The sequence below is a fragment of the Amycolatopsis anabasis genome, assembly GCF_009765355.1.
Classification (GTDB): Bacteria; Actinomycetota; Actinomycetes; order Mycobacteriales; family Pseudonocardiaceae; genus Amycolatopsis; species Amycolatopsis anabasis.
In genome coordinates, this window is sequence record NZ_VTHK01000012.1 from 62,792 (window position 1) to 73,623 (window position 10,832).

9 protein-coding genes are annotated in these 10,832 nt (G+C 68.3%); 5 read left to right on the plus strand and 4 right to left on the minus strand.

The features are described 5' to 3' along the window. Positions 1 to 220: 220 nt before the first annotated feature. The 5 genes from FXO23_RS17710 to FXO23_RS17730 all read left to right on the plus strand — a co-directional run bounded on the left by FXO23_RS17710 (position 221) and on the right by FXO23_RS17730 (position 5,964). Positions 221 to 1,909, plus strand: coding sequence for a hypothetical protein (locus FXO23_RS17710; RefSeq protein ID WP_158886226.1), 1,689 nt, complete (start codon positions 221 to 223; stop codon positions 1,907 to 1,909). A gap of 75 nt (positions 1,910 to 1,984) precedes the next feature. Continuing rightward, the gene (locus FXO23_RS17715) at positions 1,985 to 3,862 is read left to right on the plus strand and encodes a DnaB-like helicase N-terminal domain-containing protein (protein ID WP_158886228.1); all 1,878 of its coding nucleotides are present in this window, start codon (positions 1,985 to 1,987) and stop codon (positions 3,860 to 3,862) included. A 64-nt stretch (positions 3,863 to 3,926) separates the two neighbouring features. Further along, complete coding sequence (locus FXO23_RS17720; RefSeq protein ID WP_158886230.1) at positions 3,927 to 4,190, plus strand: hypothetical protein; 264 nt, start codon at positions 3,927 to 3,929, stop codon at positions 4,188 to 4,190. Continuing rightward, positions 4,187 to 5,452: a DnaB-like helicase N-terminal domain-containing protein gene (locus FXO23_RS17725; protein ID WP_281356548.1), complete on the plus strand. Its 1,266-nt coding sequence runs from the start codon at positions 4,187 to 4,189 to the stop codon at positions 5,450 to 5,452. Before FXO23_RS17720 ends, FXO23_RS17725 begins: the two co-directional genes overlap by 4 nt. A gap of 68 nt (positions 5,453 to 5,520) precedes the next feature. After that, positions 5,521 to 5,964, plus strand: coding sequence for a thioesterase, FlK family (locus FXO23_RS17730; RefSeq protein ID WP_158886234.1), 444 nt, complete (start codon positions 5,521 to 5,523; stop codon positions 5,962 to 5,964). A 68-nt stretch (positions 5,965 to 6,032) separates the two neighbouring features. Here the strand turns inward: FXO23_RS17730 and FXO23_RS17735 are convergent, their stop codons facing one another. From FXO23_RS17735 to FXO23_RS17750, 4 genes are all read right to left on the minus strand, one after another. Further along, a complete protein-coding gene (locus tag FXO23_RS17735; protein ID WP_158886236.1) occupies positions 6,033 to 6,560 on the minus strand; it encodes a hypothetical protein in 528 nt (175 codons plus the stop codon). Between the two features lie 80 nt (positions 6,561 to 6,640). After that, positions 6,641 to 7,888, minus strand: a complete 1,248-nt coding sequence (locus FXO23_RS17740) for an ATP-grasp domain-containing protein (RefSeq protein ID WP_218952083.1) — start codon at positions 7,886 to 7,888, stop codon at positions 6,641 to 6,643. Positions 7,889 to 9,037: 1,149 nt separating this feature from the next. Continuing rightward, positions 9,038 to 10,117 carry a C40 family peptidase gene (locus FXO23_RS17745; RefSeq protein WP_158886240.1) on the minus strand — a complete coding sequence of 360 codons (1,080 nt, stop codon included), beginning with the start codon at positions 10,115 to 10,117 and terminating at the stop codon, positions 9,038 to 9,040. Further along, positions 10,117 to 10,638, minus strand: a complete 522-nt coding sequence (locus tag FXO23_RS17750; protein ID WP_158886242.1) for a hypothetical protein — start codon at positions 10,636 to 10,638, stop codon at positions 10,117 to 10,119. The genes FXO23_RS17745 and FXO23_RS17750 overlap by 1 nt, the downstream gene beginning before the upstream one ends. Between the last annotated feature and the right edge of the window lie 194 nt (positions 10,639 to 10,832).

Below are 10,832 nucleotides of genomic sequence, written 5' to 3' on the forward strand. Positions count from 1 at the left end.
GTGTCGACTCGACGTGGCGCGTACACGGCTCGTGCCGCAGCCGCGCCAGCGGGCCGGTGCGTCGTTCTCACCTCTCCTCGGCCGATCGTCGGCGGTACTGCACATCTGGGGTGCTGGCGCGTGCGCCAGGGATAGGAGATGACTGCGGTAGCGGGAAGAGCGCAACTCGTGTGGGGACACGAGGCTCATCCGGCACCGGCGAACCTTGGGGGAACACCAGATGAGCGAGAACGACGGCGAGCCGCCGGCGGTAGTGCCGTCGGGGCAGACGGCCTACCAATGGACGATTGCCGCACAGGGGTTTATTTCGTTGTTCCAGCGGTTGGCCGCCAACCGCGAGCGCAAAGGCCGGATGGCCTACGACGATGCCGAGCAGGCCGCCCTGGCGCACCTGCAACGCCAGGTGCCGCCGATGCGGCTGATGAGCACCGAGGAACAGGAAGCCTGGCAGCGGCGCGTCCCCGCCGATCTGGCCACGCAGACCGACGGCGAACCGTTCGCCGTGTGGTGGGCGAAAATGGACGACGAGGGCAGCGGCTGGGGAGTCGAGGCCCACACTTACACCCCCTCGGGGGCGCCGAGTTCGTCGTTGTTCGTCGTCTGCCGCGACCACGAGGACGCCATTGAGCTTTCCCGGTGGCTGCGGGACCATCCGACCCCGCGCGACCTCGCGCGCATCCACGAAGTCGCCGGACACTCCCCCGGCGAGTACGAGTTCACCGCAGACGCTGACGGCGCCGAACAGAACACCGGTCCCCGGCGCGGCGGTGACCGCGCGGCCCGCCCGCTCGTGCTCGGCGAAGACGCGTGGGCAGCGGCGCTGGGCCGCAACGTGCCCGAGCCGCTGGCCACCCGGCTGCTCGCCGAGAGCGACCTGAACCATCCGGATTTCCCCGCCTGGCAGGAACTGCATCGGCTCGCCAACGAGGAGGTCGGCCGGGTCGGTGCCGACCCCGACAAGCTGGCCGGCGTGATCGGCCGGATGCTCAGTGGGTGGCGCGAGGTCAAATGGCCGTCGAGGGCGGCGCATTCCGTGCTCAACCAGGCTCGTGAGCTACCGCGCTACGAGGACATGGTCCGCTCGACTTTCCCGGGCCAGCAGGCCGGTCCGGCCCCGGGAACCGGCGCTCGCGACGAACGCGGGCGCGGCCCGGGAGGGGGCAACGGCATGGTCGTCGACAGCGAGGTCGTGGACACGACGCCGCCGCGGCCGCGCGCGGGCAGCTCACCAGCTGAGGCGCTGAAATGGGCGCAAAGCCTGGATCCGCGCAACCTGGAGCACCGAGTGATGGCGAAGGCCGAATACACCCGGTGGGGATCAGCCGTGGACGAGGTTCTGCAGGAGAAGTTCCCGTCGGTGGTTCCCAAAGCCAAAGACACCGCCCGTAAGGAAGCGCGCCGCCGCGGCGAAGCACCGGTTGCGGCCGCCACGACCGGCACGTCGGCGGCGGAGACCCCGGCGGCGCGCGAGATCGACGCCGAGACCCTGGCCGCACATGCCAAGGACGTGGAACGGCTCGACCCTGCGAAGTCCATCGACCGGCGGGCAGCGCTCACGATGCTCGGCCACGTGCCGCCCGAGATCGACCGGATGATCGCGGACAAGTTCGCCGATGACGAGCGGATCACCGAGCGCGTCACCGAGCTGTACCCGGACGGGCTGCCCGAGGCCGCCTCCTGGCGCAACCGGGCAGACGCGGACGACGCACACGCCGCCGCCAACATGTCCACACCGGACTCTCCACAGACACCGGCGGTCGACGAACAGGCGCAGGGGCAAGCAGCCGCCACCGGGGAGCAGCACGCCGCCAACGCCGAGAAAGCCGCCGCAGGCGCGGCCAGCGCCCGGACCGCCACAGTGCGCCATCCCGGCGCCACACCGCCAGCACGCCCGCGTACTCGCCGCTGACCGGCCGCGTGCAGCGCCGTGGGGGCCGCGCTGCACGCGGTCATCCCGCAGCCAGCAGTTCCAGGGGGGAACACCATGACCGAACCCACTCCAACCGTCGTAGACGGACGCCCGGCCGAAGAAGTCCGGACCAGCGCACCGAACGAGCCCACCAGTCCAACGTCCACAAGGGACGACCAGGCGGCCAGGGAAGACGAGGCGCAGCCGGAAAGCTCCGGGGCAGAATCCCCAACGGCCGCAGATAACGAGCGGAAAGAACAGCGCCAGTACCAAACCCTGGGCGGTCTGCTCAACGCGCACAATCTGTTCGATGTGATCAAGAAGAGCCAGCGTCCGCTCGAAGAGCACCACCTCATCACACCGGAACTGCGCGCGATCTACAGCACCGTGAAAGGCCTTGCGGAAGCGGGAGCACTACGCGATGTGCGGGAGATCGTAGGTGACGACAAGCGCAAGCAAGCGGCGTTCGGCAACTACACGGCTGTATTCGAGGCCCTGCGGGATCAGCGATTCATCCCCGCAGCGGTCGCCGACCCTGCGGAACTGGTCACCCGCCTGAATGCTGCCGTCCCGGCCAACGATGGTTTTCAGGTACCGGATACCGACCTCCGTGCGGCGATCGCGCCGACGGAAGCAGCCGACAGCGCACAGGCGACACGGGCGAAACCTCAGCAGGCGACTGCCGCCCAGACTCCGCCTCCCGACGACTCCGGCGCCACACCCGAGGACGGCGACACCGCCCCCGGACAAGAGGAGGACGAACCGACCCTCTATACATACCAACGAAATCTGCTGCCCGAGCATGCGTTGATCGGCAGCCTGATCCACGCTCCGAACGCGATCAACGACCTGGAAAAGTTCCTGGGACCGCGCGACTTTTCTTCGCAGTCAGTGCGGGCGATCTACACCACCGTGCGTGGTCTCGCGGTGTCCCGTGAACTAATCGATGTTCTCTCCGTGCAAGGGGACGGCCCCCGCAAGGAAGCCGCGGACAAGAACCGCCTCGCAGTGGTCCGTGCGCTGGCCGACCAGCGATTCACGCAGGACACGGTTCCGAACGCATCCAGACTGCTCGCACAGATGTATCGCGCCGCACCAGCGGAAACACTGCCCTACCGTGGCGTTTACGACGAGGGCGCGCAGATGCGCCTGGGCAGAATGGTGTTAGAGGACTCCATCCGTCGTCACGTCGAAGGACTCGGCGTGCAGATGGTGCGGCCAGCGGCATTGACCCGGCCGCCGCTCGTCCAGGGGCGCGGCACGGTTGAAGAGATGCGGTCCAACCTCGCGCTGGTCGACGCCTCGCTCGATAAGCTCGCGCAGCGTCTGGCTCTCGCGGTGGAACGCACCGGTCCGGCCGCGCACCAGTCCGACATCGACCCTGCCCGGGTCGCTCAGAACGAGGCGAAGCCATACAAGCCGTGGCGTGGATGGCTGACCAAAGCGCAGGTGTACCGTGCCGAGCGGCACCTGATCCACCTTGCCCTGTACTCGGGCACCGGGCTGGATATCGACCTGACCCCAGACGACTTCTCCAACCGGCGTCACGCCAACACCTGGGCCGCGATCCAACGGGTCCAAGCCGCCGGCGAGACGGTCAATGCCACATCGGTGTTCCTGGCAGTCAAACCCGCGGACTTGGCCCGGGAAAACCATCCACGGCCGGTGCTGTCGGACAAGACGATCCTCGACATGGGCACCGTCGAACCCAAGAACGACGAAGCCAGGATCGGCCGTTCGCTGCGCACCGTGGTCACGGCCGGCCTCAGGAAGTTCTCCGGGAACTCCCGCGATGCCGTACAGGCGGCGGCCCGCAACCGCGGTGTCGATCCACAAGCGCTGCTGAATTACGCCAAGGACGAGGTCAGCAAGCTGACCAAACGGGCCGACACCGCCGGAACGCAGCACCAACGGGCCACCGAGATGCTCGGCAACCGCGGGGCAACGAGATGACCGGGCTCGGACACGCGAACTCGCCGATCAGGCACATCACCGGGACAACGTCGAGGAGATCACCATGACAGAACCGCAGCGCGAAATCACGGCAGAGGACATGGACGCCCATGTCCGGGCTGGCCGCGCCCAGCGCTGGACGCGATCGCTGGGCGGAGCAGTGCCAGACGCGGTCAAGATGAACAACGATTGGTACGTGCGGGAACTGGGCAGGGAGGACTACATCCCAGCGTCGCCCAGGTTGGCCGCACTGTTCGACGACGCGGACGCGCGCCTGTCCCTCGCCGACGAGGCTGTTGCTAAGGCTGACGTCCGCGCAGGCGGATGACCGCGCCCGCCCCGAACACCACAGGGGCGCCAAGCAGCGCGGCCGGGAGCCGCAGTGCCGCGGCCGCCGGTGCGGCGGGTACGCCCGCCGCCGCAGCAGCGGTTGCGGCGGCGGTTCCGCAGCCATCCGGAGCGACCCGGCACGCGGAGCGCGCGGTGGTCGGCGCCTTGCTACGTCGCCCGGATCGGTTGCGCGACGTGCGAGAGTGGCTCCGTCCGGAGGATTTCGCCGACCCGCAACTGGGCCAGGCCTACGCGGCCATCGAGTCCCTGCACGCCCAGGGCCGCCTGCACTCGGTGCCCGAGGACGAGCTGGTCAGGGCCGAGTTCTCCGCCGAGACGCGCTCCACCATCATCGGCAACGCCCTCACGGTGAAGGACGCCTTGGCCGACGGCCCCGCCGGAAGCGCCCGCTACGGCCAGCTGATGCACGACGTGCTCGCCGCGGCCCCGACCAGCGCGGCGCCACGGCACCACCGCTACGCGCATATCGTGCTCGAAGGCTCGTTCCGGCGCCAGATCGAGCAACGAGCCGTCCACATGAGACTGTTGAGCATTTCTGCCGCTTCTGGCGAGGTGGCCGCGATCGACCCGGCACAACTGCGCCACGACCTGGTCCAGATGAGCAACCGGCTCAGCCGCGCCAGCGGATTCGGCACGGTCAATGCCGTCGACCAGCCGGACTTGATTCCGATTCCCGCAACCTCGCCACCGGCGAATCTGGTCGAGCGTGCGGAGAAGCGACTCATCGCTGCCGTGTTGGCCGACCTCGAGCACGGGCGCCCGGATCTGCGCGAGCGCTTCGAACCCCGCGACTTCTCCACCCCCGAGCATGCCAGCACTTGGCGAGCGATCCTCGCGGTGGGCAATACCGAACTCGCGGCACCGATCGATCCGATTCTCGTGGCGTTCGAAACCGAGAAGATCTCGGGCAATCCCGGGCTCGACGCCGAGGAACTTCTGGCGATGAGCCGCAAACCCGCACCGGTCAACGACGCCACGCTCTCCACCGTGGCGCAGGCCGCGCTCTATCGCCATGGGCAGGAGATGGCGACGACGATGCACGCCGCGGCGAACGACCGCGGCCGCCCGATCCGCGACGTGGTGGACACCGCTCGCTCGGCCGAATCCCAACTGCAACGCGACGCGAAGCGGCTGACCGGCCGCCCCGCGCAAACCCCGCTCACCCGCGTGCTCGACGACGCGCCAACGCCCCGGCCGCACCCGCCGGCGGAGCAGCAGCCGCGGGGCCGCCTGCGCTAGTTCCCCAGTCCTACCGCCACTTATCCATTGCCGTGCACAGCCTTCCTTTGCAGGTCAAGGAGTTCTCGATGAAGCAGCTGTCCCCGTTGGGCGTTTCGATCAGTGTGCAGCGCCGCGTGCGCGCCGAAGACTCGGTGCAATCCATGGCCGACGAAAGCCCCGAATACGCTCGCAAGCCCAACGTCCTAGGTTCGGCCCACCTGTTGAAGCTGGCCGAAGGCCCGTGCATGGAAGAGATCCGCAAGTTCATCACCGCCGACGACTGGAGTCTCGGCAAGACGATGTTCATCGAGCATCACCGGCCCGCTGTCATCGGCACCGAGATCACGATCACCGCGTCCTGCCTCGAAGCCGAAGGCCCATCCAGCGCCTGGAAAGTCGACGTACGCAACGAGCACGCTGCCATCCTCAGCCGAGTGTGGCTGTGGTTCAAGGTGGTGGATTCCACCGAGTACGAGCAGCGTCTTCGCGAAGAGAGACGTCTGCTCGCGAACGTCCCCGTGGCTGGCTGATGTTGTCACTGCGGCGGTCGCCACCTTGACCATGCGGCCAGTATCTCGTGGGCTCCCCTGCACGCTCGCTACGGGGCGGGGCGCGCCGGGATGGTTGCCGTGGTGGCCAGCCAGCGGGCTCCTGGCGGCGGTACCGGGAAGCCGATGGCCGCCGCGGTCAGCAGGCGGATTCCGCGTTGCCGGTCCCTGGGATTGTCGGGTACGCCGCGCCGTCGGAAGTCGTCGAGCACGTCGGCATCGATGTCTCCGGGGCCGACCGTGGCGCTCCACCACAGGCCGGTGCGCCACCAGTCGTGATCGGTGATTGCGCCGTCGGTATCGGCGTGCAGCAGGAGCTGCTCGACCAGCGCCCTGCCCATGCAGCGAGTCCACTGCCGACGAGTGGCTGGCGTGCTCGCCTGTGTCCGGGCGGCCCGCACGATGGTGGCCACCGCGACCTGTGTGCCGGTCGCGTCCCGCACGAGCATCGCCGGTGGGTTCTGGTCGAACACCATCAGCGACAGCACATCCAGTGCGGTGAGATCCTCGCCCCGGATGCGTGGGCGGGCGCCGGTGTCGCGGTGCCCGGTCCACTCAATCGTGTACAGGTCGTCCACGGTGATGTCCCCTTCCCGCGAGCCCCGACTTGGGGCGTGCGTTTGGTTGGCCGCGAAGAGCGCGAGCACGGTGTGACGGCTCAGCGGACGGCGCGGCGCACGGCCGCGATGCACCGGCGGCCGAACGGGGTCAGTTCCGTGCCGTCGGGCACGGTCAGGTCGGTGCTGGCGGTCAGGCGGGCGAGCGTCGCGCCGGGGGCCAGCCGTGTACCGGGGCGCGGTGTGGCCTGGAGCCGGATTTCGCCTGTCCCCGCGTCGGGTAATCCGGTTAGGCCGGGTGCCCGCGAGAGGAGATCGGTGCCGTCCAGGCGATACAGCCCGAGCGGCGGAGAGTGCTCGACGATCTGGTCGCTGCCGGTCCAGTGGACGACCAGTTGCGTCATCCGGCGCACCGGCCCGGATACGTCCGCGCCGCGGTGCTGGCCCAGAGCCGCGCGCACGTGGCGGTCCAGGACCGTTGTGTGGCCGCGCTCGGCCTCCAACTCGGCCAGCAGCCCGGTGGACGTTTGCAGGCGGGCGTTGATCTCCAGCAGTACCGGCCCGGTCGGGGTGAGGACGAAGTCGGCGCCGAACGCGCCCCGGTACCCGAGTTCGTGCAGCCAGGCCCCGATCCGGTAGGTCAGCAGCTCCCCCGCGAACCTGGTCGCCTCGCCCAGGTAGTCGGTGGCTCCGAAGATGTTGCCGCAGTGGGTGCCGAACTCGGCTCCCACCTCGGCGATGCCGGTCAGCTGGATCGACGGGGCGGTCACGATCGCCGCATCGGCGAAGACCACGCCGTGGTAGTTCACGATCACATCTCCGGTGAACGACGAGATCAGCCAGGCGGGCACCTGCGGACTCTTGGTGACGATGCGCTGGAAGTCGGTGTCCTCGAAGGCCAGGTAGGTGCCGCTGCCGACCGAGCCGGTGGGCTCCTGCAGCACGCACGGCAACCCCACCGCCCCGGTGATGTCGTCGATATCGACCGCGTCGGCGAGTGCGGCGACACTGCGTGGCACGGGCAGTGCGGAGCGGCGTAGCCATTCCCGGGTCACGATCTTGTTCGTGAGGACGGTTGCCGCGGTGTCGTGAAAGTCCGCGATGTCGGCCTGTTCCGGGTGCGTGCGTGCCCACACCGTCCAGGCCGGGCTCGGCGCCCACGGAACGATCAGCGCGGGTCGGTCGGGGGATGCGACCGCGTTCACCGACACCGCGGCGAAGCGGACGAGGTCGTCCAGGTCGGTGGCGTTCCAGCGCCGCCGCACGCCGCCGAGGTCTTCCAGCGACCACCCGCCAACCGTGGTGACGGGCCAGCAATCGCTATTCGGCTCGCCGGTCACCAGTGCCACCGGCGGGAAAGCACCGGGAGCAACCCGGCCGGAGGCGGTCACCAGCGGCAGAAGATCATCACCGTGAGGGCTGACGAGAACCAGCGGCCGGTCACCGGGCCCGATTTCCGGGAGGGCGGAACGACGTAGGTGGTCAGTGTCCGGAGGCCGGTCAATCCTGCCTGGCACCGGTAATTCCCCGGTGCCTGCGAATTCGAGGACTCCCCCTGCTCGCACGTTAGTCTCCTTTCGATATGGCTTCTTTGCCGCGCATAACACGGCTGGTGATCACGCGCTGGCTTGTCCTTTCCTGCCGAAGATGCTCACTGGTGGCCCCCGTTTGCCGCCGTTTCCGGAGTAGTTGAATCCCGGGGGCGGGGTCTTGTTCCGGGGGAGTTGAGCATTTGCCTTGGCCGCTTAGCTCCGCCCTCGACCTCCGGAGCGACCTCCCGGTACTTCGTGTCGCGCTCCCGCGGTACCAGGGCGCCGTGGAGCGTGCCCGCCCGCTGGAGCTTGCGTCCCTCGGCGAGGGGCGCGATTGTGCTGCTCGCTCACCTTGGTTCGGATGCCCCCTCGGGCGTCACCTGGTGTTGCCTGTGAGGAAGGTTCGGGGGCGATAGGGACGGGCGTTCCGGTTTCAGTGAACACCCATCCGACCCCGTCGGGGCGGTTCACCGTGTGGCGGAAGTCTTCGTCCGCGGCGGCTGCGCGAGCTGCGGCCGCGGTGACCGTGGCTTCGACTTTCCAACCGCCCGGAGCCGGTTGCGCGTAGCCATAGCGTCCGACTTGCAGGAGTAGGGCTTCCAGGTCTTCGATGCAGTCAGGCCAGAATTCATGCTTTTCATCGTCAGGCCCCTCAAACGTCACGGGGTTACGGAGAATCAGGTCACCATCCCGAGCGGGCTGCAAAACCATGGTCCATTCGGGAGAAGCCGGGTTATTCGGATCATCCCCGCGCCCGAAAAACATGACGTCAAATTCGTCTCCAGGAGGGGCTGCTCCCATCCAGTACAACCAGCCACCCGGCAGTTCTCGCATCCAGTTGTTCGGCATGAGGAGTTTCTCGGTGCGTTGGCCAGGGTTCGGGCGTGCGGCGCCTCGGGGTTCGGTTTGATCTGGTTGGCTCATGGTACTCTCCTTGAGACACTGAAAAGGTTCTGTTCATATGCGCTAAGCTGCGCTGGCTGCCGGGTCTTGCACCCTGGTCGCGGCGAAGAAATCCCCGCCGGAGGTCCGCGCTTGGGTTTCGCGCAATTTTTTGCCTGACTCCGGCGCCTCGATCATTTTTCCGTTGCCGATGTAGAGCGCGACATGATGAATCGACCCGGGTGATTTGCCCCAGAACAACAGATCGCCGGGCTGGAGCTGCTCCGCCGGGATCCGGCGGGATTGGGTGGCGGCGTACTGCTCACGGCTGGTGCGTGGCAACGTGATCTTGCCGTTGGTGCCCTGGTAGTAGGCGAAGCGCACCAAGCTGGAGCAGTCGAAGCCGACGACCCCGACGTCTGGTGCCGAGCCGCCGCTGGGACCGTTGAGCCCTCCCCCGCCCCAGGCGTAGGGCAGTCCGATCTGCTTGCGGGCGGCTTCGATGACCGGCCCGGCCGCTCCGCTCACACCTCCGGTTCCGCCGCTGCTGTCGCCCCCGCCGGGGCGGGGTTTGCCGTATTTCGAAGCCGCCAATCTGTTGATCTTGGCCACGTAGTTGGTCGTCTCGGTGAACGGTGGAATCCCCCGGTACTTCGTTACGTTGCCGGGTCCGGCGTTGTACGAGGCCAGGGCCAGGTCGACGACGCTGCCGGAGAGTCCCTGTTGCCCTTTGACGTAGTCCACCAGGTGGCACATGTAGGCGGCCTGGGATTTGATCGCGTCGGCGGGATTGCGCGGATCTGCGCGGCCGTCGCCGTCCCCGTCGAGGCCCCATGTCGCCCAGGTCGAGGGCATGAACTGGGTCAGCCCGTCCGCGCCGGACGCGTTGTGCGCGTTGGGATTCCAGTTGCTTTCGGTTTCGATCTGCGCGGCCAGGATGGGCGCGGTGATCTCGGGGCAGGTCGTCGCCGCTTCCCGCAACGGACCTGTCGCCCACGACGGCACGGAGTCGCCGTTGAAATCGAGCGCGACCCGGCCGCCTTTCTCGGCCGAGTCGATGGTCTCGTGTGCTCCTCCGCCGCCGAAGAGCAGGACGATCACCAGGATCAGCACGATCAGCGGTGCGCACGCTGCTGCGGCGGCGATCTTCGTGTGACGGCCCATCAGCCGGCTCCGGCGTCGGGAGCGTCGGAGAGGGTGAGACCGGTGATCTTCCAGCCGCCGCCGTCGCGGCGCAGCGAGCAGTAGGCCACCAGCGGGTCGAGGCTTTGGCGCCAGCCCTCGGCGATCGCGACCCTGCTGGCCTTGACCCCGGCGCCGGTTTCGTCGCCGCGCACCGGCGGCGGGTCGTCACCCACCGGTTCGGTGGTGACCTCGACGTGCGCGCGGTGCGCCGCCAGCTGCTCCCAGCCGTTGTCGCGGCCTTCTCCCCCGATCTGCTGTGCCAGGCCGGGTATGCCGAACTGGTCGGCCGCCCGTTGGCGGGCCTCGCCCGGTCCGGAATCGGTGGCGGCGTCAACCGACAACGCCGCGGTGACGAACCGGGTGCATTGCTGCTGCACGTCGGCCGGAACCGGTGCAGGTGCCGCGATCGGCGTGCCGGGCTCCTCGCCGTCGTGGTGCGTGGTGCCGGGGTTCGTGTGCGAGCACGCGGTGCCCGCCAGGACCACCAGCGTGGCCAGCATGGTGATCCTGCCGAGACGGCGGCGCGATACGCGGTGTGGTGATGTGCCCGTGTGAGGGCGTCGTTCCCCCATGATGTGTCCCCCCATGAAGGTCTCGATCCCCATCGAGACCTGAGCTGTGCTGCTGGTCGCCGGTCAGCGGCCGTTCTCTCCCGTCGGCTCCGCGCGGCTGGTCAGAATCGTGGGCTCGGTGA